At 49.4% G+C, this 24,969-nt stretch carries 26 protein-coding genes; 5 read left to right on the plus strand and 21 right to left on the minus strand.

What is annotated here, in order from left to right; genetic code table 11:
- Positions 1-54: 54 nt before the first annotated feature.
- The 6 genes from FHS16_RS20575 to FHS16_RS20600 form a co-directional block, all read right to left on the minus strand.
- Positions 55-846, minus strand: a complete 792-nt coding sequence (locus tag FHS16_RS20575; protein ID WP_183567033.1) for a MeeY/MeeF family manganese export membrane protein — start codon at positions 844-846, stop codon at positions 55-57.
- A 24-nt stretch (positions 847-870) separates the two neighbouring features.
- A complete protein-coding gene (locus tag FHS16_RS20580; RefSeq protein WP_183567036.1) occupies positions 871-2,148 on the minus strand; it encodes a TerD family protein in 1,278 nt (425 codons plus the stop codon).
- Positions 2,149-2,221: 73 nt separating this feature from the next.
- Positions 2,222-2,800 (minus strand): TerD family protein, encoded by a 579-nt coding sequence (locus tag FHS16_RS20585; protein WP_183567039.1) that lies wholly within the window; start codon positions 2,798-2,800, stop codon positions 2,222-2,224.
- A gap of 110 nt (positions 2,801-2,910) precedes the next feature.
- Entirely contained in the window at positions 2,911-3,492 is a 582-nt protein-coding gene (locus tag FHS16_RS20590) for a TerD family protein (protein WP_183567042.1), read from the minus strand.
- 27 nt (positions 3,493-3,519) lie between these two features.
- On the minus strand, positions 3,520-4,113 hold the full coding sequence (locus FHS16_RS20595; protein WP_183567045.1) for a TerD family protein: 594 nt from the start codon (positions 4,111-4,113) through the stop codon (positions 3,520-3,522).
- Positions 4,114-4,754: 641 nt separating this feature from the next.
- Positions 4,755-5,051: a YjcN family protein gene (locus tag FHS16_RS20600; RefSeq protein ID WP_183567048.1), complete on the minus strand. Its 297-nt coding sequence runs from the start codon at positions 5,049-5,051 to the stop codon at positions 4,755-4,757.
- A gap of 93 nt (positions 5,052-5,144) precedes the next feature.
- Between FHS16_RS20600 and FHS16_RS20605 the strand changes: the two genes are divergently transcribed.
- A complete protein-coding gene (locus FHS16_RS20605) occupies positions 5,145-5,453 on the plus strand; it encodes a thioredoxin family protein (protein WP_183567051.1) in 309 nt (102 codons plus the stop codon).
- A 46-nt stretch (positions 5,454-5,499) separates the two neighbouring features.
- Here FHS16_RS20605 and FHS16_RS20610 read toward each other — a convergent pair whose 3' ends face one another.
- The gene (locus FHS16_RS20610) at positions 5,500-5,901 is read right to left on the minus strand and encodes a DUF4362 domain-containing protein (RefSeq protein WP_183567053.1); all 402 of its coding nucleotides are present in this window, start codon (positions 5,899-5,901) and stop codon (positions 5,500-5,502) included.
- Positions 5,902-6,021: 120 nt separating this feature from the next.
- Positions 6,022-7,851, minus strand: a complete 1,830-nt coding sequence (gene abc-f, locus FHS16_RS20615) for a ribosomal protection-like ABC-F family protein (RefSeq protein ID WP_183567234.1) — start codon at positions 7,849-7,851, stop codon at positions 6,022-6,024.
- 440 nt (positions 7,852-8,291) lie between these two features.
- On the opposite strand from abc-f, the gene FHS16_RS20620 reads away from it, so the two are divergent.
- Positions 8,292-10,154 carry a 3-oxoacyl-[acyl-carrier-protein] synthase III C-terminal domain-containing protein gene (locus tag FHS16_RS20620; protein ID WP_183567056.1) on the plus strand — a complete coding sequence of 621 codons (1,863 nt, stop codon included), beginning with the start codon at positions 8,292-8,294 and terminating at the stop codon, positions 10,152-10,154.
- On the plus strand, positions 10,151-11,044 hold the full coding sequence (locus FHS16_RS20625; RefSeq protein ID WP_183567059.1) for a DUF6999 family protein: 894 nt from the start codon (positions 10,151-10,153) through the stop codon (positions 11,042-11,044). Before FHS16_RS20620 ends, FHS16_RS20625 begins: the two co-directional genes overlap by 4 nt.
- 149 nt (positions 11,045-11,193) lie before the next feature.
- On the opposite strand, the gene FHS16_RS20630 is transcribed toward FHS16_RS20625, so the two are convergent.
- From FHS16_RS20630 to FHS16_RS20645, 4 genes are all read right to left on the minus strand, one after another.
- Entirely contained in the window at positions 11,194-12,432 is a 1,239-nt protein-coding gene (locus FHS16_RS20630; RefSeq protein WP_183567062.1) for a TraB/GumN family protein, read from the minus strand.
- Between the two features lie 169 nt (positions 12,433-12,601).
- Positions 12,602-14,215, minus strand: a complete 1,614-nt coding sequence (locus tag FHS16_RS20635; protein WP_183567065.1) for an S-layer homology domain-containing protein — start codon at positions 14,213-14,215, stop codon at positions 12,602-12,604.
- Between the two features lie 348 nt (positions 14,216-14,563).
- Complete coding sequence (locus FHS16_RS20640; RefSeq protein WP_183567068.1) at positions 14,564-15,541, minus strand: ring-cleaving dioxygenase; 978 nt, start codon at positions 15,539-15,541, stop codon at positions 14,564-14,566.
- 53 nt (positions 15,542-15,594) lie between these two features.
- The gene (locus FHS16_RS20645; RefSeq protein WP_183567237.1) at positions 15,595-16,011 is read right to left on the minus strand and encodes a MarR family winged helix-turn-helix transcriptional regulator; all 417 of its coding nucleotides are present in this window, start codon (positions 16,009-16,011) and stop codon (positions 15,595-15,597) included.
- 179 nt (positions 16,012-16,190) lie between these two features.
- Here FHS16_RS20645 and FHS16_RS20650 point away from each other — a divergent pair, with 179 nt between their 5' ends.
- Positions 16,191-16,820, plus strand: coding sequence for a M15 family metallopeptidase (locus FHS16_RS20650; protein WP_183567071.1), 630 nt, complete (start codon positions 16,191-16,193; stop codon positions 16,818-16,820).
- 110 nt (positions 16,821-16,930) lie between these two features.
- On the opposite strand, the gene FHS16_RS20655 is transcribed toward FHS16_RS20650, so the two are convergent.
- From FHS16_RS20655 to FHS16_RS20685, 7 genes are all read right to left on the minus strand, one after another.
- Positions 16,931-17,947, minus strand: coding sequence for an LLM class flavin-dependent oxidoreductase (locus FHS16_RS20655; RefSeq protein ID WP_246431869.1), 1,017 nt, complete (start codon positions 17,945-17,947; stop codon positions 16,931-16,933).
- 173 nt (positions 17,948-18,120) lie between these two features.
- Complete coding sequence (locus tag FHS16_RS20660) at positions 18,121-18,564, minus strand: RrF2 family transcriptional regulator (RefSeq protein WP_183567077.1); 444 nt, start codon at positions 18,562-18,564, stop codon at positions 18,121-18,123.
- Positions 18,565-18,693: 129 nt separating this feature from the next.
- Complete coding sequence (locus FHS16_RS20665) at positions 18,694-19,602, minus strand: aldo/keto reductase (protein ID WP_183567081.1); 909 nt, start codon at positions 19,600-19,602, stop codon at positions 18,694-18,696.
- 29 nt (positions 19,603-19,631) lie between these two features.
- A complete protein-coding gene (locus tag FHS16_RS20670; protein ID WP_183567084.1) occupies positions 19,632-20,324 on the minus strand; it encodes a type 1 glutamine amidotransferase in 693 nt (230 codons plus the stop codon).
- 113 nt (positions 20,325-20,437) lie between these two features.
- Positions 20,438-21,208, minus strand: coding sequence for an IclR family transcriptional regulator (locus FHS16_RS20675; protein ID WP_183567087.1), 771 nt, complete (start codon positions 21,206-21,208; stop codon positions 20,438-20,440).
- Between the two features lie 108 nt (positions 21,209-21,316).
- Positions 21,317-21,730, minus strand: coding sequence for a DUF2203 domain-containing protein (locus FHS16_RS20680; RefSeq protein ID WP_183567090.1), 414 nt, complete (start codon positions 21,728-21,730; stop codon positions 21,317-21,319).
- Positions 21,731-21,819: 89 nt separating this feature from the next.
- Positions 21,820-22,779 carry a hypothetical protein gene (locus tag FHS16_RS20685; protein ID WP_183567093.1) on the minus strand — a complete coding sequence of 320 codons (960 nt, stop codon included), beginning with the start codon at positions 22,777-22,779 and terminating at the stop codon, positions 21,820-21,822.
- Between the two features lie 175 nt (positions 22,780-22,954).
- Here FHS16_RS20685 and FHS16_RS20690 point away from each other — a divergent pair, with 175 nt between their 5' ends.
- Positions 22,955-23,734 carry an RNA ligase family protein gene (locus FHS16_RS20690; RefSeq protein ID WP_183567096.1) on the plus strand — a complete coding sequence of 260 codons (780 nt, stop codon included), beginning with the start codon at positions 22,955-22,957 and terminating at the stop codon, positions 23,732-23,734.
- 13 nt (positions 23,735-23,747) lie between these two features.
- Here the strand turns inward: FHS16_RS20690 and FHS16_RS20695 are convergent, their stop codons facing one another.
- Together FHS16_RS20695 and FHS16_RS20700 are read right to left on the minus strand one after the other, a co-directional pair.
- Complete coding sequence (locus FHS16_RS20695; RefSeq protein WP_246431870.1) at positions 23,748-24,332, minus strand: GNAT family N-acetyltransferase; 585 nt, start codon at positions 24,330-24,332, stop codon at positions 23,748-23,750.
- A 1-nt stretch (position 24,333) separates the two neighbouring features.
- Positions 24,334-24,831, minus strand: a complete 498-nt coding sequence (locus tag FHS16_RS20700; protein WP_183567243.1) for a GNAT family N-acetyltransferase — start codon at positions 24,829-24,831, stop codon at positions 24,334-24,336.
- Positions 24,832-24,969: the final 138 nt, after the last annotated feature.

The raw sequence follows: 24,969 nt of genomic DNA on the forward strand, positions 1-24,969 counted from the left end.
AATATCCCTCGCGTTCCATTGAGGGATATTTCGATAATCTGTATATTTGCTTTACTAGACGGCTTTCGAGCCTCTTTTGTTACGTACTGCGCTGAAAATAAGCGTACCGCCAAATACTGCAATAATGACACCGAAGAACAGCGCATGCGGCACATGGAAATCGTATGCTCCTGCGATCATCTTAGCAGCGATCAAAATAATCAGGATGAAGGCTGCTTTCTCCAGCTCGGGAAACTTATCGATAAGCTTGAGAAATACTTGAGCCACGCCGCGCATCATAAGTACGCCTAGAATACCTCCGAGGAACAATACCCAAACCTCTTCGCTTACGCCAAATGCAGCAAGCACGCTATCGATACTGAACGCGATGTCCATGATTTCAACGGCAAGTACGGTACGCCAGAAGCCGTACCCTTTGTTCTGAACCGTTTCTTCTTCTTCATTTCCTTTTTTGCCGATGTAGGGAATAAGTTTAATTCCGCCAACGCGAGCAAGCTTGAATTCAAGATGGAATAGGTTGCTAAGCGCAATCCACAATAAATACAATCCGCCCGCGACTTTAATCCACGTAATTTGCACGAGATAAACACCGACGCCAATCGCGATGAACCGGAAGATGTACGCTCCGATAATCCCGTAGAACAACGCACGCTTCTGCTGCTCCTTAGGCAAATGCTTAACCATAACTGCCAGCACCAATGCATTATCCGCCGAGAGCAATCCTTCTAGAAGGACCAGCGTCGCAATGATTCCCCAGTTCGTCGGGTTGGTGAATACGACCGATAAATTGTCCCAGTGAAAAAATTCACCAAAATTTTGTATGATGCTCTGAAAAAAATCAACCATTCTAAAAAACCTCCGGCATTAGCATTATTTGCTTCCTTGTACCCATCTTAGACCCCAGTTAAACGCCTCATCGAGATCCTTATGTCCCGAGAAATACTGTACGAGCCGCTGAATACTAAAGGTTTGGTCATTTACATTCTCGACCATCGCAATCGCACACATACCCTTGCGATTGTTATGCTCGTCCATTCTCACCTCGATTTCAGGACCGCCTGCTTGGCTGATGGTAACAACGCCTGCTGCTTCCGCCCAGTTGGTAGCACCTTCGTAAATATATGCGTAGATGACAATCCTTTTAATTTCTGATATTTTATTGCCATTTATTCTAAGATTTTCACCTGTTTGGATTGAGCCTGTCCGATCATCCCCATCAAGTGAAACGTATGGCGCCCTAGAAAGGTCTCCAAAACTATTGCCTAACGCCTGTACGGAGCCCTTCATGCCATTTTTCAGCTCGTACAAGCAGCCCACATCCAGATCGACGCCGCTTGATCTTCCGAAAAATCCGGTAGAGGCTTTCTTTTGATTCCAATTCAAATTAACAACGATCTCACCAAGGGAGCCGGCGCCTTTCTGTAAATTAATGACGTCGCCGCGCTTCGTTAATGAAATCTTGCTAAGGCTAATTGGAGCCGCCTTCGGCTCGGACACGATTGGCTCCGGCGGTTTAGGCGGAATAATCGGCGGCTTGACTGGCTCTGGCGATTTCACCTGCGCAGGCGAAGGCGTCTCAGCCTTCACTTCAATCCCGAAGCTGCTGCAAAGTGCAGCCAGTCCGCCGGAATATCCGGATCCAATCGCATTAAACTTCCATTCGCCATTATATCTATATAAATCTCCTACGACAATCGCAGTTTCGATAGAGAAGTTTTTTCCAAGTTCATACCGCAATATTTCGCGTCCTGTTCCTTCGTCAATTATGCGAATATACGCATCATTTATGCTAGAAAAACTTTGTTTTTTTGCTTCCCCATCGTAGAGGGTTAGCGTAAAGGAAATACGTTCAATCGCTTGAGGTACATCATTAATGCGTATCATCACTTGTTCCTGATCAATCTTCCCTGCCAAGCTGCGTTTGTTATCGCCTGCGAGTACGATTGAACCGGTTGTTTCCTTTGGGTTTCCGTAAAATATCAAATCCTGGTCTCCAGCTGCTTTTCCGTCTGCACGCAGCAAAAAAGCAGAGAAGTCAACATCCACGCCTGCCGCGCTATTCCATCCCATTCCAACGATAAGGTTTTTAAAAGATGGGTTGTTTTTGGTAATATCTGCTTTCTGGCCTTTCATTAGTGACAGCTCCATGCGCTGACCGCCTTCCAGTAATAATAGAATAGGGTGACCACTGCTCACCCTGCCACCCTAAGCTTCATTCTTATTAGACCGATAGTCCGTAATTGCGGCAAAGCGCAGCGAGTCCACCCGAGAATCCCGATCCAATCGCTTGGAATTTCCAATCCAATCCATGGCGATACAATTCGCAGAAGACGATTGCCGTCTCCACGGAGAAATCTTCTCCCAAATCATAACGCAGCACTTCTCTTCCCGTAGCCTCGTCTACTAAGCGAACAAAAGCATTCGAGATCTGACCAAAATTTTGGTGCTTGGTTTCAGCATCATGAATCGTAACCGTAATTCCGATCCGATCAATCTGAGAAGGAACTTTGGCGAAATCAATTTTAATTTGCTCGTCATCCCCGTCGCCTTCGCCGGTCCGGTTGTCGCCTGTATGCTCAACGGCACCATTATAGGCAATCAAGGCATTGTAGAAAACAAAATCCTTTTCATCCCTGGCCTTGCCATCCTGGTGCAGTAGAAATGCACTTGCATCCAGATCAATTTCACCGCCGCCAGTATACTTATTCGTATCCCAGCCGAGACCGAGAATAACCTTTGTAAGCCCTGGATTGGTTTTGGTAAGGTCAATCCGTTGTCCCTTGGAAAGATTAATGGACATCGTTTACTCCTCCTTGAATATAGCTAGGTTCGAATGGCTGATACGGACAATTGTCATTTCAAAAAAGGGCCGCCACAGGCGACCCTTTACGGGTTGTTGCTAAAAGCACATTAGTTAGTCGAAAGACCGTAGTTGCGTGCAAGGCCAGCTAGTCCATCTTGGAAGCCGCTTCCTACCGCGCTGAACTTCCACTCGCCGGAATGACGGTAAAGCTCGCCTACGATAACCGCTGTTTCAACGGAAAAATCTTCGCCCAAATCATAACGGATAAGCTCTGTTCCACTTTGCTCGTCCACGATACGAACGAATGCATTGGAAACCTGTCCGAAATTTTGGCTGCGCGCTTGTGCATCATGAATGGTGATACCAAAAGCAATTTTATCTGTCTCAGCTGGAACTGCGCCAAGTTCAACGCTTACTTGCTCATCGTCGCCATCGCCCGCTCCAGTACGGTTATCGCCAGTGTGAACGACTGAACCGTTGCTGTTTTTAGGGTTGTTGTAGAAAATGAAATCCGAATCGGATCCTACTTTGCCTTCTGCATTCAAGCAAAATACCGATGCATCAAGGTCGAAGTCTTTCCCGCCGTCATATTTATTAGTATCCCAGCCTAGACCAACCGTAATTTTCGATAGACCCGGGTTTGTTTTCGTAAGATCGATTTTTTGACCTTTGGATAAGCTGATTGCCATTTTAAATGCCCTCTTTTCTCAATATAATTATTGGTATTGACGAGCAAGAATATCAACATGAGGAGCATGAGTGCCTTCCCCAATTGCGCTAAACTTCCATTCACCGCTGTTCCGGTAAAGCTCACCCACAACCAAAGCTGTTTTGCCCGAGTAATTATCCGTCAAGTTAAAGCGAATAAGCTCTTGGTTGTTAACAGGGTTAACGATACGAATGAACGCTGATTTAATCATTCCAAAATCCTGACGTCTGGATTCGCATTCGTAGATGTTTACCACGCAAAGAATCTTGTGGATATGCGCAGGTACCTTGTCCAGCTGTACGATAATTTGCTCATCATCGCCATCGCCTTCGCCTGTGATGTTGTCGCCCGTGTGAACGACCGAGCCATCACCGCTCTGCTTGTTGTAGAAGCATACGAGATTACGCTCGCCGCTAAGCTTTCCTTTTTCGTCCAACAAAAGCGCTGAAGCGTCACAGTCAACGTTCGCAGCTTTCTTCATTCCGAAAAATCCGCCCTTTACCTCGGCAGGGTCCCAGCCTAAACCTACGATCACCTTGCTAAGTCCAGCATTTCCTTTGGTTAAATCTATCTTCTGGCCTTTTACGAGAGAGATTGCCATTGTCTTTGCACCCCCTTTCCAAATGGTTCACTACTTAATCATGATTCGATAGCATATCTAAACTCAAGTACTCTACAGTTGCTATACGCCCATTCGACAAGCAAGTTCCAAAAAAAAAAGTGTGAACGTTACATTATTCTACAAAAGCTGAATAATCCCTTTTCTTTGTGGCAACGATGCTTGAAATAAACGGAGCAGCCTTGCTGGTTGCCTGCAGGTACATGCTAATTTAATTTTATAACAATTGCCTGCCCAATTACAAATTCCTACAAATAAAGAAACAAAATGATGTGAATGCCGCGTTGTTTGTGTCTAAATCAAGTAAGCATAATGAATGATACGGTTGCAGAACACTTTTTTTACAAAAAAAAGGTGGAAAAATGAGCCCATTAACGAGATAATTAAAGAAGTAAATACGAAGACGCGGGGTGTTCGAATGGAATTCATAAAAAAGAATAAAACCAGTCTCATTTTTGCTGCCTTGCTGCTCATCAATGGCTTATTTTTATTATCGATCGTCCTATCGAAAAACTAGACTCAACGATACATAACCGCCAGCTCATTCCGAAATTTTTCCGCTGCGCCGTTTCACAGAAACAGCCTTCTCCAGCGTTTTGATTCCCCCTTCATGCATGCAGTCGTCACGGACCCGTCCCTTTGCTCGACACAACCCAGATTGCTCCTCGCTTCTTAACATAAACGACACCTAGCTCGTCTCCAGTCGCCCTATTCATATATCCCTCTACAGCATAGAGATTTCCATATTTCGCATCAACGACTTCCGTTTTCACTATGTTCGCTTTCAAGCTGTTAATCGGCTGGAGACTCTCCAGTATCGTGCGGCGAATCGTCCATTCAGCTGAAGTAAAAGTGAGGCACCACAGGCAAACGATCAGCGCTGCGATACCCCAGACAATCAATCTTCTCGCAATTTTCACTGCATTCACCTTCCATTCCGAGTATCTATTTTCCTTGTGCAGGAGACGCGAATCGAGTAAATTACTTTTATACCGTTATGAAGGAGCATTACGATGGCAATCCGTGAAATCAATGAAGCATCCTTGTTGGACCTCCTGCAATCCGATAGCCGTAGAACGGCCATTTATTTCTTCACACCGCTGTGCGGAACCTGTGCGATTGGAGAGCGCATGCTTGAAATTGCTGAATTGACTGGCATATCGGTGCCGCTATATAAGCTTAATATCAATTACGCCCCGCATCTAAGGGACAAATGGAAAATAACCAGCGTACCCTGCTTGGCATTGCTTGAGGAAGGCGAACCCATTCGCTTGGAATATGCCATGCATGCTGTCGACCATCTTTATTTCATGCTGAAGTAAAGGGGCCTTGAACCTTCTTTCCCTTTACTTCCGCATAAACCCTCAATTAATTACGGATTTCAAGGAGCGTAATTCTTTTGCCTACTCCCCCGCATCCAATCATCTCAAAAGCATAACCATTGTTCGCTTGTTTTTTCTGCAGAGAATCACAGGTATAAGTCTTTACCGTCGACGATCCAAATTTATCCTGCGAAGTGTCATAACGGACTTCAATCCCTGCCTCCAGCTTCGAGAGTGCATAGAAGAGCGGGTCGCCCTCCGTCGTGTAACGGACTACACGAACCTGAACCCTATCCCCATCTACAAAATCGTCCAGCAACTCGCCATTCCTCACATCCCCGTGCTTGTCTATTACATCCTCCGTTTCATTGACTGCAGCTTGCTGGTTTTTACCCCGCTCTTGTCCCCCGCAGCCAACCAACGTAAGCAGCAATATAAATACGACCAATGCCGTTTTTCCAGTTGTGTGTTGCAGATTACCACGTCCTTCAAAGATTCCCATAAATGTTAAAACGTTCATTTGTCTGCATTAGTTTCAATTTTCACTGTGTTATTTTTTCGTATGCAGTTAGGCCTCATTCGAAAGATTGGCTATTTGCAGGCGAATTCCGCGTAATTCTCGCAAAAGCGTCTCTTGCTCCTCCTGCCCTTCCGGCTGCGCGCTGCCCATTAGCTGCGATAATCTCAACATTAGTATCTCCTTCTCATTTTGGATCGTCTGCTCCTCCGGAGACATGATGCGGCTGCGATCCTTAGACAAATATTCCTCATAAGTTCCCGGGAAGCATCTAGGCGCTTGATCGCCGCTCAGGATCAGCAGGCGATTTGCCGCTTGCCGAATCAAGTAGCGGTCATGCGTCACGAGCAGCACGGCCCCGTGATATTGCAAAAGCGCCTCCTCTACCTGCTCTCGCGTTTCGATATCCAAATAGTTCGTGGGCTCATCGAGTACAAGCAAGTTAGCTTTGCTGAAGTACAGCTTAAGGAACGCTACTCTGCACTTCTCGCCCATGCTCAAATCTCCAATGCATTTAAATACATCATCCTTCGAGAACAAAAAACAGCCTAAGATCGTTCTTGCATAGGTTTGCGTCATATCCGGCAGCTGCAGCAAGCTCTCCAAAATCGTCATCTTGTGGTCAAGCTGCTCAAGCTCCTGCTCGAAATAACCGATCTTGGCCTGCGGGTTAAGAATGACCTCGCCCGTGTCCGGCTTCAGCTTGCCTGTCGCGAGCTTCAGCAGCGTTGATTTGCCTGCTCCGTTCGACCCTAGCACGGCTAGACGGTCGCCCTTATTGACAGAAAGGCTTAGCTGCCTGAACAAAGGATTCTGCCCTTCGTAAGCAAAGCCTACAGCATCCATTCGAAGAAGCGTCGCAGCTGAGAATTCATCCGAATCAAGCTGCATGCGAAGCTGAGTCTCCCCACGGCTTACCTGCACTTTGTTGCTGCCCAGGCGTTCGAGCGCGGATTCCTTCGCATGCAATCGAGATACGTTTTTCTTTGATTTCGACCGAAGAAAATCATTTTGCCCGGCTGCCTTATGAGCCTGCTGAAACCATTCCGCATACATCCGAATGCTCTCGACAAGCTTCTCCCGCTCCTGCTCCTGTTTCTTTTGCAGCGCTTCCTGCGTCTTCAGCTCCAATTCCTTCTGTTTCTTGTAATCGGCGTATCCTCCTGGATAACGTCTGCAGGCATGCTGCCCAAGCTCTAAGACAGACGTAGCCGTTCGGTCGATAAACGTCCGATCATGCGAAACATAGACGATCGTTCCCCCGTAGCTCATCACCCATTGTTCGAGTGCATCCAGTGCTTCTGCATCCAAATGATTCGTCGGTTCATCCAGCAGGACAAGCTTTGGCTCCCTGACCATGAGCGCTGCCAGCTGGGCTTTCGTTTTCTGGCCTCCGCTTAACTGCTGGAACGTTTGGCCCCATAACGCACGCTCGAAGCTTAAGCGGGTTAAACATCTCTCGACCTTTATCTCCCAGCTGTAACCGTCAAGCTGTACATACCTCTCGAACAACTCACTATAGCGGCCAAGCTGCAGCTCGCTGTTATCACCGCCTTGCATCTGGATCGTAAGCTCCTCCATCGCTTGCTTTAATCCGAACAGCTCATCCGATCCCGCTTGCACGAATTCCTGCAGTGTGAGCGCCGAATCGTGCTGTGCCTGCTGATCCAACCAACCCCATTCCTCTAGCGGAAGAAGCCGCTGCACTTCGCCCCCATCGAACTTAAGCCTGCCCGTCAACCCCTTCAGCAGCGTCGTCTTTCCAGCGCCGTTTCGTCCGAACAGCGCAAGCCGCTCATTCTCCTTCACTTCAAAGCTTATATTCTCGAACAACAAATGGCCGTTCCATTCTTTATTTATCTGTTTAACTTTTAATAGCATCAATTTACATTCCCCGTTTCGAAAGACATATTAAAAAACCGTGGCCAGCGGCACACGGTCGAATACGCAGGGGAATATCAGGTAAACGGAAATAAGGATGTGTCACGCCGCTTTATCACGGGTAAACATCTCTTATGTATCGCTGCTGATTGCTATATCGCAAGTCCCCAAATCGACGCACGTATCCCTGACCGGTTCTCGCTAATCGAGAACGCCGCTTGTACTTTAGACAAGTTGTTTACAGGAATCGTGTACTTACTTCATCGGCTGGGTTACCTCCGTCAGTCATCAGTTTTGATATGCGTCTATTATATCGGATGGCCGAATATCTATTCAAGTCCAACTTTTTAAGCGGTACCAAATAAAGTTAGTACTAGGCCTATATTGATGGATCAACGATCATAAGAGTTACAAATACATCTTTTTTTCGGAGGTGCCTTATGAACCCTGTTTACATGACCAGCATCGGGAAGTTCCTCCCCGGCGATCCGGTCGCCAATGATGAAATCGAAGACTATCTCGGTCAAATAAACGGCAAAAGCTCCAAGTCCATGCGCCGTATTCTCGAGCAGAACAAAATTCAGTATCGCCACTATGCATTAAACAAGGAGCAAAAAAGCCTCTATTCCAATGCGGAAATGGCGAGCCTTGCCATTAACGACGCCCTCGCGCGAAACAAGGCTGAGCTTGGCGGCAAAGTAGATTTCCTTGCAGTCGGGACGACGCAAGGCGACCTGCTGGTTCCCGGCTTTGCCAGCATGGTGCATGCTGAGCTTGGACTGCCCGTTATGGAGGTAGCCACGCATCACGGCGTATGCGCAAGCGGCATGCAGGCGATGAAAAACGCCTATCTGCATGTGCAATCTGGCGAACAGCAAACCGCGATCTCCTGCGCCAGCGAATTCCCAAGTCGCGTGTTCAAGCATACGCGGTTCGAGGCCCAGGACGGGCTTATTGACCGTCCAGTGCCGTTCGACACCGACTTCCTCCGCTTCATGCTGTCCGACGGGGCTGGAGCCGCTATTCTCCAGCATCAGCCTGCCGCGAGCGGCTTATCGCTGCGAATTGAATGGATCGATAACAAATCCTATGCGAATCTATATGATGTCTGCATGTATGCCGGCGCAAACAAAGAACATGCCGAACATGCAAGCTGGCTCGACTACCCTTCCGTTCATGATGCTGCAAGCGACGGTGCCGTCAATCTCAAGCAGGACATCCGTCTCGTGAACGAAATGCCTAAGGTCGGCGTGAACCGCTTCTTCGAGCTCGTGGATGAAGGAAAGATTGATCCTGCAGCCATCGATTGGATGGTCTGCCATTACTCCTCGCATTTCTTCCGTGAAGAGATATTCAGGCTGCTCCAACTGGGCGGGCTTACAATTCCCGAGGAGAAGTGGTTCACGAATCTGTACACGAAAGGCAACACTGGCGCGGCATCCATCTACATTATGCTGGAGGAGCTGCTGAACGAGGGACATCTGAAGCCAGGCGAGCAGGTGCTCTGCATGGTTCCAGAGAGCGGCAGGTTCCAAACCTCCTACATGCTGCTGACCGTGGTTGGCTCTTCAAGCGAAAGCGCTGCAGCGTTTGAAGAACGCGAGCCCGAGGCTCCGCATCTCGAATACAATGAAGCGGACGATGTGCAAGCCCATCTCGTAAGGCAGCTTGTGCAGATATGGATCGATTTCGAGCAGAAGCTCGCCCATGTACCAGTTATCCAGAAGCTGTATAATCAAAAATTTACGATAGACGATTATAAGGCGCTTATGGAGAACATTCGCCAGCAGGTCATCGACGGCTCCCAGTGGATAGCCCGCGCTGCCTCCTATATCGCAATCGAGCATATTGATCTTCGCTCTACGTTCATTGCCCATGCGCGCGACGAGCATCGCGACTTTCAAATTCTTGAGCGCAACTATGTAGCGGTCGGAGGCGATTTAAGCACCATTCAAGCCGGCGAGAAAAATATTGGAAGTGAAGCGCTGTCTGCCTATCTATTCCAACGCGCAAGCCGCGAGAATCCCATTGATCTCATTGGGGCGATGTGGATTATCGAGGGTCTTGGCTGCCGGATGGCCCGCTACTGGGGCGAGATGATTCGCGATCAGCTCGGTCTCGGCGATGATGAGGTCTCCTTCTTGCTCTATCATAGCGATTCCGACGAGAAGCATTTCGAGCGGCTGGAAACGGTTGTTCAGCATCCAATGCTGACAGCAGATATTGCGGCGCATATCGTGAAAACAGCCAAAACAACGGCCCGGCTGTACCTGCTGCAATTAGAGGAGCTGGGCAATGTATGAGTGACGCCGATTATTTCAAAAACATGCCGCATGACAAAAATGATCCCAATCCATTTCTCGCTATATACATGGATCAGAGCATTCCGTTCAACGAGGAGGCAAAAGCCGCTTACCTGAAGGACTGCTCCAGCAGGTCCAGACAGTTTCTGCTGCCTGTTCTGCGGCCCTTCGCTAGACTGATGATTATCGTGCTGCAGCTCTACAAAATCATCGTGCCCAAAGCGCTCACCTCATCCCGACTGCTGCACCGCGTGCTGCATTTCGGCATGAAAACGTTCGTCAGCCCGAGCGCCAATTTTATGATCCTGCGCCATTTCTATCTCGGCTCCGAGGTGCTCGGCTTCATCCGCGACAACGTGCCTGGCGTCCACATTGAGATGAATCCGCTCAAGCCAACCAAGCTGGAGCCCGTGAAGGATGATCTCTTTCTCATTCATGACCTGAATCTATACAATTTCGTCATTAACCTTAACCGAGAGCTGCGCGAGAAAGGAACGGAAGTGACGGCGCAGAAGCAGCTCAATTTCAGTTCGATTACCTCCTCGCGCATCCCCATTGAGCAAATGCCGAGGCGTTGGACGAATTTCATGGACTTAACGACCGCAATCGAATGCTTTACGCCTGTCTATCAGCTATTCCTAACGGACAATGATTTCTGGCGTGCGACCAACTCGCTCCAGCTTGACGAGACCATCGGCATACTCGCCTCCAAAATCATCGGAAGCAACGATCGGCTGGCCCTCATTAACAATAAGCATCCCATGGTGCCGCTCACGACGCTCAAGGCAGGTTTCCGGCTTGTCCTGCACGGTCTTGCAACCGAGCAGCTCCACGCGCTGCTTGTGGAGCTTAAGCTCAAACAACAGAAGGAGGCTGCGATCAGCAGTTAGTTTCGCCTGAATGAACGAACGAATGAATGAATGAATGAATGAATAAATAAATGAAAGAAAGAAAGAAAGAAAGAATGAATGAATGAATGAACGAAAGAAGGCAGCCTCCTCATTCGGAGACTGCCTTCCTCTTGTTCTCATCTTTTTTTCTATTGCCGCGTAACCGTAAACCCCTTCTTCTCCAGCAGCGGAACGATGCCGTTCTCGCCCAGCATATGGGCAGCGCCTACAACGACGAAGTAGCTTTTAGTTGCACTCTCATTCAAATAACCGGTTATTTTATCAACCATCGGCGCATTGCGGTCCGTGAGGAGCGCTTTGTTCAGCTCCTCGTTCGAGGATGTTGATTCCGTCAGCTTCAGCAGCTCCTCCTCATTGCCCGTTGCCCACATCTCTGTGAGGTCGTCTATGCCGGAATCCTCCGTGTAGTAATTCGCAATGGAGGCAACGAGCATCTCCTCCTGCAGCTTGTCGGAGAACCTATCGAACATTTGCAGCTGATATTCGATCGATTCGAGCTCCAATATCGGCTTTTTGCTTGTGATCGATTGTTCAAGGAAATGAGCGTCAATGCCGATCTCTGCATCATAGCCGGAATGGGAGGATGACAGATAATCAATCGACGAGGATACGCTCCAAGGCTTATAGGTATCGAGCGCATTCGCCTCAAGACCGTTCTCCTTCAGAATCTCGCCAAGCTTCTTGTACGCATCTGCAGAAATATGATCCTTGAGCGTCGTTTGATCCTTATAGACGCTTAGATCGAGGACTAGCTTCTGCACATCCTGATTATTCATTTGGGTAATATCAGCCTCTACCACCAAATAATCGGATAAGTCATACGCCTTCTGAATTTCTGGACGCAACGGATACATCGCTTTATTCGCAATATGTATCGAGCCTAGCAAATAAACGGTATTGCCTGCTTTCTCTACCTTCCATAGGAAGCCTTGACTCGGCTCCCTGACCTGGAGGATTATGGTCCGCTGCTCCTTATTCCATATGATCTCGTAGCCTGCGGCTTCGCTCACGGTACGAAGCGGAATATAGGCAGTACCCTTCACAAGCTTAGGCGCCGCGAGCAGCTCTTGCTCCGTATCGTTAACCGTCGCCCCTAGCTGATCGATTTGGAATAAAAGGACGAGGCCGTCCTTTTTGCCCGTAATGGTCTTGCTCTTCTGGTCCCACGCGACTTGAAAATTCAGCTTCTGCAGCACAAGCTTCGCCGGTACGAGCGTAGTCCCTTTCTCCATAATCGGCTGTAGGCTGCCGAGCTGCACCTGTTCGTCCCCTATCCAAACGGAAAGGGCTTTGCCTTCAGCTTGAGTAGGCGACACGAATGAAAATAATAATGCCAATGCTAGTAATAATGCCGAAAGCTTTCTCATAAACGGATCCTCTCCCCTTCTTGAACCGAATTAATCTATCACGCTCTCTCCCTATTTATTTTACCTATTCATGCCGCGCAATTGCCAGTTCGGAAAATACGAATCTCGTTTTCGTTGTCATTCAGCTGGTAGATCACCTATAATACCGACGCTCGCACAGCCCTGCCCGTTATTCGAATCGATAGCCCAGAAAACGGTCGGCGTTGCGCATGCTGGCCCAAATGTCCGGACTCTCCCCTCCGATGTACCAATAAGCCAGCCCCGCCAAACCCGCTTCTGCCGCTAGCTTGTATTTTGCCGTAAGGGAACGGCCCTCTTCTACCCATATTTCATGTTTTACTCCATCTTTCAAATAAGTCGCGGTATACTGGCCCGATTGCTCGTCCCATTTTGGTTTAATCGCATATTTGCTCAAAATGGCATTCTGTTCATTCAGTGTAATAAACGCGGACGATTCCACCGAGCCGTCCTTTCTCAAATCCCAATCACGGTTGTAGAACGGAAGCGCTAAGATCACCTTAGAGCTGGGAACCGCTTTAATCAGCTTGGCTATTCCTTCCTTGTCAAATCCGAGCGAAGCATTAGAACCCGCGCCAGAGCCCGCTCCCCAGTGCTCGTCATAACCCATGAGTACCATATAATCCGCCTGTTTGCCAAGCGCCGCGAAATCAAAGGCTTCCGTCCAGTCCGTCCCGCGGTCAGGGGATACATCCATGGAAAGCGTGACGTTCATCGACTTCAGCTTTTTCGCCAGCTCCGTGACGAACGCGGTTAACGCGGCACGATCCTGCGGAGCCACATTTTCAAAATCGAGGTTGAGTCCATCTATTTCATATTTCGCAGCATAGGCGGCAAGCTTTGTCACTAGACCGCTGCGTAAGCTCGTGCTCGACAGCAGCTTATGCGTTGCGGCTTGATCGGATCGATTGCCTACCATCGGCCATATTTTTTTATTGTATTTTTTAGCCCAAACAGCCAGTGACGGATCCGATACATCCGTTATCTCTCCGGATGCTTCTGCGAAAAACCATCGCGGCGACAGTGTATTCACGTTTGAAGCGAGTACATTGCTCTGGTATTGCTTCGTCGTTTGGCCGTATTGCCAGCCGAGCTTGATCGTATCTGCAGTCTTGGCTGCCAGCATGGCTGCCCACTTCTCATTCTGGAGCACGCGGTGCACCATAACAACCGTTTCCTGCCTTGTAATCGGATCGGTTGGACGGAAATAACCGTTGATATCGCCTTGCATGAGACCCAGCTTCTGCACCTCAGCCGCAGAGGAATTGGCCCATGACGCAATGCGTCCGTCGTCTGCGAAGCTTGTCCTTGCTCCCGTGCCGCCCGTTTGCTTCTTCAGTGCCCGAGCGAGCAACACGGCCGCTTCTTGACGCGTTACCGGCTTGTCCGGCGCAAAACGGCTGGCGCTCACGCCATCTGCCAAGCCCAGCTGAACCGCGGCTTGAATCCACCCGTAATGCCAAGCTTTCGCTGCGACATCCGAGAATGGCGTGACCTTGCTTGCTGCCGGCTCAAGCCCTAGCAGTCGGTCAAGCACGGTAACGAACTCCGCTCTCGTAATGGATGCAGACGGCGAGAAGCTCGTTTCGGACGTGCCCGTTATTATTTTTTTCTGATACAAATCAATGATTTCCTGCTTTGCGTAGCTCCCGGATATGTCGTTGAAAGGCAGCTTGGTTTCAGCATGAACCGTATGTATGGAAGGGGCAAGCAGTCCCAGTACAACACTAGCAGTTACATACCATCTATTAAAAAGATGCTTCATAGGTTCCCTCCTAAAGAGATTAATCCCCGAAGCATATCAAACTTTCTATCATTACTCATTGCTCAATTATTGGTAGAATGCAAGGTGAAACGGCTTCTCCGTCCTTTGGCGGCGCGGCGCGGGAGTTTCATTCCGAGAAATATAGAGAATGTATCGCCTTAGAATATACTTTCCAATATTTCAAGCGTAAACGGCTGGCACCGTCCTCTGTGGCAAAAGCAGTCGTTTCGCGGAAATAGATACGTACATTTAGATGTGAAAACATATACATTCTTATATATCTAGAAAAGACGGCCATCCCTTGTTTATTAGGAATGGCCGCCTTTATAAGAAATCGATCTGAGGGCATTACGCGTCTGCTTTGGTTTGGAGCGGTTTCAGTCTGGATTCGATTTGCGCACGCTGCGGCTCAAGGAATGGCGGAAGCGCCAGCGATTCGCCCAAATGGTTGATATCCTCATCGGTATCGAAGCCGGGACCGTCGGTAGCCAGCTCGAACAATATGCCGTTTGGCTCGCGGAAGTAGAGCGAGCGGAAGTAGAAGCGGTCGACGAAGCCGGAGTTCGGGATTCGCACGCCGCGAATATGCTCGATCCATTCACGCAGCTCCTCATCATTGTCTACACGGAAGGCTACGTGATGCACGCCGCCATATCCCTGCTGCTCGCGCGGCAGATCATGTCTTTCCTCGATATGCACCTCAGCGCCGCTGCCGCCCTCGCCCGTCTCGAATACAACGATATCCGGCTGGCCCGCGATTGTCGACGGGTAGCTGCCTTTTTCCTTGAAGCCCATAAGCTGAGTGAGGACGAGAACGGTCGGCTCCGGGTTTTTGACCGTGAGCTGTACGGGACCAAGCCCTAGAATGCCGAATTCAACTGGCACTGGGCTTTTCTCCCAAGGCACTCCGCCTTTCACGCCTTCATTATGCTCATCGGAAACGAGTACGAGCCGCTGTCCTTCAAAGTCACGGAACGCGATCGTCTGGCGGCCGGCTCTGTCCACGATGTCATCGTGATCAACGCTATGCTGTTCGAAGCGTGCTTTCCAATATGCGATCGCCGCATCGTTAGCTACACGCAGAGACAGCGACGAAATGCTGCTTGTACCTGCCCGGTTTTGCGCCGTCATCGGGAACTCGAAAAAGGTCAGCTCCGTGCCTGGGTTTCCTTTCTCGTCTCCGTAGAACAAATGGTATACCGACGTTTCGTCTTGGTTAACGGTTTTTTTGACCAAACGAAGGCCTAACAGCTGCGTATAAAATTCGAAATTTCCAGAAGCCGTGCCTGTAATGGCGGATACGTGGTGAATGCCTTTGAGTTGCATATGAACAACCTCCTAATGGTTTAATGGATCATGCGTTTCGTTTATGACGTTTATTATTCATGCTGTATTTTCTTAAGCAGCTCAAGCAGCTGCTTCTTCTCATCGCGGCTCAGCGCATTGTACTGCGAGGCTTGGAACTGCTCCTGCACCGGAACGACATCGTCAAACAGCGCTTTGCCCTTGTCGGTGAGCGACACATATTTGGTCTTCCATTCCTGCTCGCGTTCGATGAAGCCCAGCTCCTCCAGCTTGCCGAGCAGCTGCGTAATATTCCCTTTGGTGACGAACAGCTTATCCGCCAGCTGCTGCTGGGTAAGGCGGTCATGTGCGCCAACCTGGGCCAGCATATCGAACTGCGCGGCAGTAAGGCCCCATTTCTTCAAGTGATGATGCGTTTCCCGCAAGCTATGGTTATAAACCCGCGATAAGCGAAACCATATCAATAAGCCCAAGCGCTCATCGCGCTTCAATAAGAATGCTTCCGAATCCTCTTGATTCATATAACCGCCTCCTGCGCTGCTTCTTGTTATCAGTTTAGTTCTAAACTGATAATTTGTCAATACACCGCATGAATCCCCTACCTCGGACTAGGGCATCGCCATCTTCAATATGATAAGATGAACGAATATAAAGCATAAGGAGATCGTACATGCTCGAACGCAATCAGTTCTCTCATCAACCGCTGCCTGTCGGGCGTGCTCAGCTGGACCTCGCAGCCAAAAATAGACGCAAGCGAAATCGATTGCTTCTGTTCATCATTTTGGCCATTACAGCCGCATTATTGTGGAAAGCGATACTCACGTTCGAACCGGCTGCCCCTTATATCGACAACACACCCGTCCCTCCTGTAACGGAGCTGCATCCCATCGTATTCGCCAAGCAGACCGAGCTCATAGCCGAAACGAGCAAAGCCGGCATCACCATCCTCATTACGGATGGATTCCGCTCCAGCGAAGAGCAGGATGCCATATATGCAAAAGGGCGCACTACGGAAGGCAAGGTCGTCACGCAGGTCCAAGGCGGGCACTCTTACCATAATTATGGCCTCGCCATTGATTTCGCCCTGCGTACCAAACAAGGCGAGGTCGTGTGGGATATGAAATATGACGGCAACAAAAACGGGAAAGCCGACTGGATGGAGGTCGTTGCAATCGCCAAGCGTCTAGGCTTTACTTGGGGCGGGGATTGGGACAATTTCCCGGACTATCCGCATCTCCAGATGGACTTCGGCTTCTCGATACGCGAGCTGCGAAAAGGCCTTCGGCCACCGTTGGAATAGCTGCTGCTAGCGTCGTCATTTACAAACAAAGGGCAGCCTCCCAAGGTCAATTGACTTTGGGAGGCTGCCCTCTCTCATTCATTAAGCTGCATTCATCCTGCTTTTGCTTATTAAAGCCCAGCTATAATCTCATAGGAACGCAAGCGCGCCTTATGGTCGAAAATATGGGCTGCAACCATAATCTCGTCGGCTTTCGTCGCTTCAATATATTGTTTCAGCTTGCTTCGTACCGTGTCCGGACCGCCGACAATCGAGGAACCGAGCTGCTGCTGCAAAGCTATTTTCTCCTGCGGCGTCCACACCGTATCCATGTCCCGAACAGGAGCAGGCAGAGCCCCGCGCGTATTGCGGATAAAGGACAGGAACAGCTGCTGCATGGATGTAGCCAAATACGCAGCCTCCTCGTCCGTATCCGCCGCAACGACATTGACAGCAACCATGCCCTTAGGCTTATCAAGCACCTCGGACGGCTTGAAGCTGCTTCGGTAGAGATTCATTGCAGGTACGGTAAAGGTTGGGGAGAAATGGCCGGCAAAGGCAAATGGAAGGCCAAGCTCAGCGGCAAGCATCGCACTGAAATCGCTGGACCCGAGCAGCCAAATTGGAATATCCAGCCCTTCGCCCGGAATGGCGCGAACCGGCATGCCGAGCTCAGTGCGGGTTGGATCCAGGAAAGCGCGAAGCTCAGCAAGCTTCTCGGGAAAATCATGCCCATTGCCGCCTCTGTTGCCGCGAAGCGCGGTTGCAGTCAATCCGTCGGTGCCTGGTGCGCGGCCAAGCCCCAGGTCAATCCGGCCTGGAAACAAAGATTCGAGCGTACCGAATTGTTCGGCAATAACGAGCGGAGCATGGTTAGGCAGCATGATGCCCCCTGACCCTACGCGGATCTTGGAGGTCCCTGACGCGACATGCCCGATAACGATAGACGTGGCGGAGCTTGCGATGCTTGGCGCATTATGATGCTCGGCAAGCCAGTAGCGGTTGTAGCCCCACTTCTCCGCATGCTGCGCCAAGTCTAACGTGTTGCTGAGAGATTCCGATACAGAGCCTCCTTCAACGATTGGCGATACATCTAGAACCGATAGCGGGATATTAAAAGAAGAATTGGTTATGATATGATCTGACATGACATTCACCCTTTTCATTGTAGTTGCTGCTTCCATGCAGACTGACGTATATCCAATCAACTGTATAAATATTTCATACATATATCATATGAAAAAGGCCCGCCCAACAAGCGGTAACGCGCGGCATGCCGCAACGTTACCGGCGCTGTTGTAACCAGCCTCTTCATGAGTGATTACATTTGCTGATTCTTTTGCTGAAGCTGGCATTTTCGGATTTTGTCGAGCGCGGTCTGCAGCGTATTTTGCTCCAGATAAGCCACATAATGCTGTTCGGCTTCATAAAAGAAATGATCCATCACACCTTGAATATTCGCGGAAACCAAACAATCCTCATCTGGATTGCCTGAGCACCAATGCGGCTTCAGCGTTCCTCCGGAAATCGCTCTGTAGATCTGGGCAAGCGTCACTCCGCTCGGCTCGCAATTCAGAATATAGCCCCCGCCGATGCCTTCCTTCGTTGTGACGAACCCATGCTTGCGCAGCGTACTCATAATTTTCCGAATCCGCGTTGGATTCGTCGACACGTTTCTTGCTATCGTCTCGCTGCTAGCCATATGATCAGGCAAATAGGCTAACAGCACCAAGCTGTGAACCGCTACCGTAAATTCACTATTCATCGTTGCAACTCCCTCTCAAGAAGGATACTGTAATTTTATTGCATACAGTTGTTAAAGTCAAACCTTCCTCCCTTAGAATAGCATAGAGAGCTGAATCGGTATAGGCTTTGTCTGCAAGATGGAGCTGCTTTAGCGGTGCTGCTCATAGCGGTTTGCCTCGCTTAAGCTGCGAATTGCCGTCCATTCCTCCTGCGTCAGCTCTGCCGCAGCACCTGCAGCGATGTTATGAAGCAGCTGCTCGGCCGAGCTTGCGCCGGGTATCACTGTCGCAACCGCCGGATCGGCTAACGCATATCTAATCGCCGCATGCGCGATATCGCGAGAAGGATCGATAGCTTTAAGCAAGGAAGCATGCAAGGCTATCAGCTCATCCTTTCCATAGCTCAAATAACCCTTCTTTGCCTTCTCTGCACCAGCACCGGTCAGTATCCCCTTTGCAACTGGCCCCCGCGCTATTAAGCTGATCTCCTTCTCTGCAAGAAGCGGAAGCACTTGCTCCTCTGGTCTTCGATCCAGCATGCTATATTGGCTCATGACACTGACGATATTCGCGCGATCCGCATATTCTCTAATGACATTGGGACGTATGGAAGAAATGCCATAATAACGAATAAGCCCTTCCTGCTTCAGCTCCTCGAAAGCCTCGATGGTCTCAGATATCGGATCGTCCAGCGTGCCGCCGTGAAGCTGATAGAGGTCAATATATTCCGTTTGGAGTCTCCGCAGACTTGCTTTTACAGCCGACTTGATATACGACTTAGAAGGGTCCCATGACCAGCCTTCCTTTCCCGGCTCCCATCTGTTCCCTACCTTTGTCGCAATAATGACGTCTGAGCGCCTGCCCCGAACAGCTTGGCCCACGATCTCTTCGTTCAGCCCTTCATCATAGAGATCTGCCGTGTCGAGGAAGTTAACTCCGTTATCCATCGCTTTATGAATAAGCGAAATGGCTTTATTCTTCTCCTGGCCAAGGGACATACAGCCCAGGCCAATCTCGCTCACATAAAGCTCTGATGTACCAAGGCGATTGCGTTTCATATCCTATCATCCCCTTCATTTTTTCTTACTCATTTGCTGTTCAGGCTTATCTGATCCAATATGCGGTGCAGCGCTTCATGAGAGTGCTTGCTCTGCTCGTAACGCAGGCGAATCTGCTCAGCGGATTGAATATAAGGCGCCGGGACAAGCTCGGCAGACCAATTCGCGAACATGGCTTCCATACACGCCGACGTCGTTTCCAAATGAAATTGCAGTGCGAGCACATGGTCCAGGTATGCGAATGCCTGTACCTTGCAAGCAGCCGAGTAGGCAAGCAGCCGTGTATCCTTCGGAAGCTCGAACGTATCGCCATGCCACTGGAAGGAAAGGAAGGACTCTTCCAATCCAGACAGCCACGGGTGCTGCCCGCTTGTCCGATTGACAGGATGCCAGCCTATTTCCTTATGTTCGTTCCTAAACACGGGGCTTCCAAGAAGCTCAGCTATCATCTGGGCTCCAAAACAGATGCCAAGCACCTTTTTGCCTAATTGAATCGCTTGCTTTACGAACTGTTTTTCTTGAACGAGCCATGGGTAACGTTCCTCTTCGTATACGCTCATTGGGCCTCCGCATATAATCAGCAGGTCAAGCTCCTCCATCCAGTCCGCGTCGACGCCAAGGGAAGGCTCGCGCATCATTAGATGATGTCCCTTCCGATTAGCCCATGTACGAAACGCTTCCTCATCATCAAAGTCGAAATGTTTGAATGCCACGATATTCATCGGATCATGCTCCTTCAATGTGCGTCTGCAACGCTTATTGAGGTCAATTATAATTCCAATATCCGATATAGTTAAGATTCGTTTCCCGAATAGTGGGATACTTAACATAAAAACTATTTATTAGGCCTATGACGATAGCCCAGCTCATCCGATATGGCATCAGCGTATTTTTTCACGAGCAGACTGTATTTCCGTATGGTTTCCTCTGTGAAACGAAGCGTTGGTCCGGCTGCGTTCAAGGAGCCAATCACTCGATTCTCATATGAAAATATGGGAGCTGCTATGCCGGTCGTCCCTTCCGTCGCTTCGCCTTCGGTAACGGCATAGCCTTGTCTATAAATCGTTGAAATATCTTCCTCGATATAAGCTTTTGTCAACGGCTTAAGGGACTGAACGCTCCCCCAGTCCACCTCATTCAGAATGGATTCCTGCGCTTTCCTTGGCAGATAGGCAAGAATGACCCGATTTGAGGCTCCAATAAAAAGAGGGAGCTTTAGCCCAATCGGCTCGGATATTTTGAGTATTTGCGGAGAATCTACCGAATCGATATAGACCCCTTCCGCGTTTTCCCTCGTGGCCAAATAAACCGTTTCCTTCGTCTTCTGGGAAAGCTCCTCCATGAACGGCCTCGCTACCGTGCGCAGCATGAGGCTGTCCCACATGAGGAAGCCGTATTTCATGATAGACAGGCCTAGCTTGTACTTCTTCGTTCTCGCATTCTGGGCGACAAATCCATGCTCCATTAAGGAACCCAATATGCGGTGTACGCTTTGCACAGGCATTCCCAGCTCCCTGCTCATTTCGGTAACGCTTAATTCCTTCTCCTTCCCTTGCGGCAGCAGAAGGTCAAGCAGCTGTATCGCCTTTGAAATAACGCCTGACATCGTAAGCTTCCTCTCTCTTCTTCGAACGGTTTGCCCCTACAGCAAAAAGTCCCGCTCGCTATATGTTCGGGACTCTGGCTCTTCTTGCTCGATGTAGTTAATCGGCCTTTATTCCGCCGGGTATGGCTTCCTGCCGGCGAAGCCGTCATGCAGGCCATGGTAATGGCTGACCCGCTCTTCGCCCTCTTTCCAGCAGATGAGGATGTCCTCCCCGTCCAGTACCGATGGGAAATCCATCAAGCCGGGATTGATCATTTTCAGCTGTACCCCTTTGCGGGCAAAATTATCAATGAGCAGGTCTGCCTCCATTTTCATAAATTCAAGCTGGCTTTCCTGCTCAAAAAATGGATCCCTGCTGCCATGGCCGGAAGCTGAGGCATGCTCCAAAGCGGCTCTTTCCTTCTGATAGTCCACATATTTGTCCTCGAATTGCGCCGTCAGCTGCTGAAGTTGCCGCAAGGCCGCTAGAAGTTCTGGCAACAGCTCGTTAGCCTCGCTTAGTGTAAAGGTTCTGTTCCCCATCCATCACTCACTCCTCATCCGCTAACCGCTCAGTATCTTATCCATCTTAAGTATGATACTTGTTCCAGCTTATTGATTAAGTGTAACCATTATAGGCTTGTGCGTGCAAGCTCAGGCACCAGACGGTCTAAACCGATCGCGCTAATCAGCAGCCGTTCCCTGCGCCGACTGAGCAGCCGATTAGGCCAATCGACAAAGCCGCCGTCACCGATCGTATAGTTATTGCCGTTAATGACTGTTTTTATCGTGAATTGAAGCCCCTTGTAATATTCATTGTTTTCCTCAGAGGGGGACACGGATAACGTTGCCTGTATCCCATGCTCTCTGCCGTATTCCACAATCCGCTCAATGAGCCCATCGGAGTCCTTATATCCCTGCCTAGCGCAGAGCACAATCTCAATATCGGACCGGAACAGCTTGCGGAAAAGGGCTTGATACACGATTGCCTGCTCCAAGAACGCTTGTTTCTCAAAGGAATACGATCCGTTATCCTTGCCTGAGGTGACTAGACAAAAGACATGGAAATGCGGCAGCATGCCAGGAGCATTGCCGAGGCTTTGGGCTCTAATATGCCTGTGGGTCGTGCTGAATCTTAAAAAGCTGCTCTCGTTGTCCGCTTTTCCCGATTTCAGCAAATGGGCAACATGCAGCGCCAGCAGATTGGTTGCATCGGCAACGATCTCCGTGCCCCTTAATGCCGATATCACTTTATTCTGGTCAACCGTAGCGATTACCGAGCAGGAACCGAGAGGAGCGGCAGGCGATAGCTGTACGGCGGAAAAGGATTGCTCACTCGCAATTCGCAGCGTATCGAGCTCCAGCTGTTTCAGCGTCAAGGGGTCGGCCTCTGCTGGGTGAACGAATCGATTGGATTCGTATTTCTTCAACAATTCCTTTGGCGTTGTCTGCTTCGTTTTCTCCCTGAAAACCTCCATCAGCAGACCATTCAGATCCGATGCCGGTATGCGTTCCGCCAACATCTCAATCACTTTATCATGGCCCAGTTCGCGCATAATGCGGTGAAGGTTAGGCGAATCTTCCTTTTTCATACAATATCTCCTTTGGATGGCCTTCTATTTTGTTCTCTCCGCCTGCGCAGCTCATTCATTAGTTCAACTTATATAGGTTAAAGAGGACTTGTTCCGTTTATAACGAACTGTACAATAACTGTCTTTTCAAATAAAGTGTGGGTGGAATGGATAAATCACTTAGGAGCTGAACGCTATGGATATAAAAAAACTAAACTCATTAACCAAGTATCCCAGTATTCTAACCTACCATCGCCTTGGCGAGAAAGGGCGACTAACTGAGACATTAACGGAAGAAAACGGGCATCTGCATGAATCGGAACTAGTTTACTTGTATGAGAAAGTTGACGGAGAGAACGCTAGAATCATTTTTTTCAAAACGGACAAAGGGGATAGCGATTATTTAATTGGATCAAGGGAAGAGCTCTTGTATGCAAAAGGTGATCGCATCGGCAACCCGTACGGCAATATCGCAGACTTTCTCAAACCGATAGCCGAGAAGCTGCTGAACAGCATCTTCTCGGGCAATGATTGGGCGCTGACCGTCATTTATCAAGAATCGTACGGCGGGAAAACAAAGGCTGCCAAAAATTATACGGCTAGCAAAACGCAGCATTATCGATTTTTTGATGTTTTCTCCATAAACAAAGCTGAGCTGGATCATCTCCTAGCCTTGCCTCAGGAAAAAATCGCCGAATGGCGCGATCACGGCCACCAGCCCTTCTACAAGGAAGAAGAGAAAACAGCGTTTGTGCAGCGCCTGGAATTAGACGCCGCACCGTTGTTGTCAGAGAAGCCTGGCCTAGACTTTCCGCGGACGATCGCGGACACTTATGCCTATTTGAAGGAATTCGAGCATACGCGGGTCGGCATGGATGCCGCTGGCCGGTCAGAAGGCATCATCGCCCGCTCCTCCGATCGGAAGCATATTCGCAAAATTAGATTCGAAGATTATGAAAGAACGCTTAGAACATAGTAGTCGGATTGAACTAAAATTCGAATCCCCTAACCTTTGCAAAAACCATCGTGTCCCGGAGAGAGCCGTCGACAGCCGCTTTCTCCTTGCGAAGAATACCTTCGCGTGTATATCCGCTACGCTCCGCAACCTTCGCGCTTCGAATATTTCGCGCATCGCATCTAATTTCGATTCGGTTTGCTGCAAGCTCTTGAATGGCAAAGCCGGTTATCGCTTCAACCGCTTCCGATATATACCCCATCCCGCTGCATGAGGTTCGAACCCAGTAGCCGATTTCAAACTTTCGCGCCTCCCAATCTATTCGATGAAGACCGCTGCTCCCAACCAATTCGCCCGTATCCTTGAGAAACAGCAGCAGCATGAGATCCGTTCGCTCCAAGTATCTTAATCTGGCCTTTCTAATGACGAGCTCGGAATCCTCCATAGTCGGGATATGCTCTGCCCATGGCATCCAAGGCAGTAAGGCAGTCCGGCTTTCAATTACGGCATTGTTTAATGGAGCGCCGTCTCCCCATAAAGGTGCACGAATGAGCAGACGGCTGCTTTCAAAGCTCTCAGGAACCGGCAGAAGCAAAGGGTTCATGTTAATTCCGCTCATTCTACTCCTCCTTTTTAGGCTGTTGATTTAACAGCTTATAATAATAAACCGTGTCATGAAGCTCTCCATTCGCCGACATCGCATATTGAGGAATTCTTCCTGCTTCCATGTAGCCAATGGAGCGATAAAGCAGATTAGAGGGATCCTCAGCACGAGTATCCAGCACTATCAGAATGCGGCTTTCGGCTATCGCGCGCGCTTCCGCTTCCGCCATCAGCAATTGTCCAATCCCTCTCCGGCGGGCGCTCGGGTGAACCATAAGCTTGGCAATCTCAGCACGATGCATGCCATTCGGCTTTGAACATAGATGCAGCTGTATGGACCCGACAGTCTCGCCGTTCCGCTCCACAATCCACAGCACGACATCGTCATTCATCACATCCGACCAATAGGACAGCGCATCTTTATGGCTTAACGGCGGTAAAAAACCGATGGACGCACCTTCATTCACAACTGCTATCAACATTTCTGCCAGCTTCTTCAGTCCACTCTCTGTCATTTCAGATAGTTCACTTACGGTATGCTCAGTCAATGGCCCATTCCCTCCCGGAAAATATAGGATAATTGATATATGAAACGCCTGTTTTATTAATATAAACCATATAATACCACACGAATGGGTAGACCATAAACGCTT

The sequence above is a fragment of the Paenibacillus endophyticus genome, from assembly GCF_014192395.1.
In the GTDB taxonomy this organism is placed as follows: Bacteria; Bacillota; Bacilli; order Paenibacillales; family Paenibacillaceae; genus Pristimantibacillus; species Pristimantibacillus endophyticus.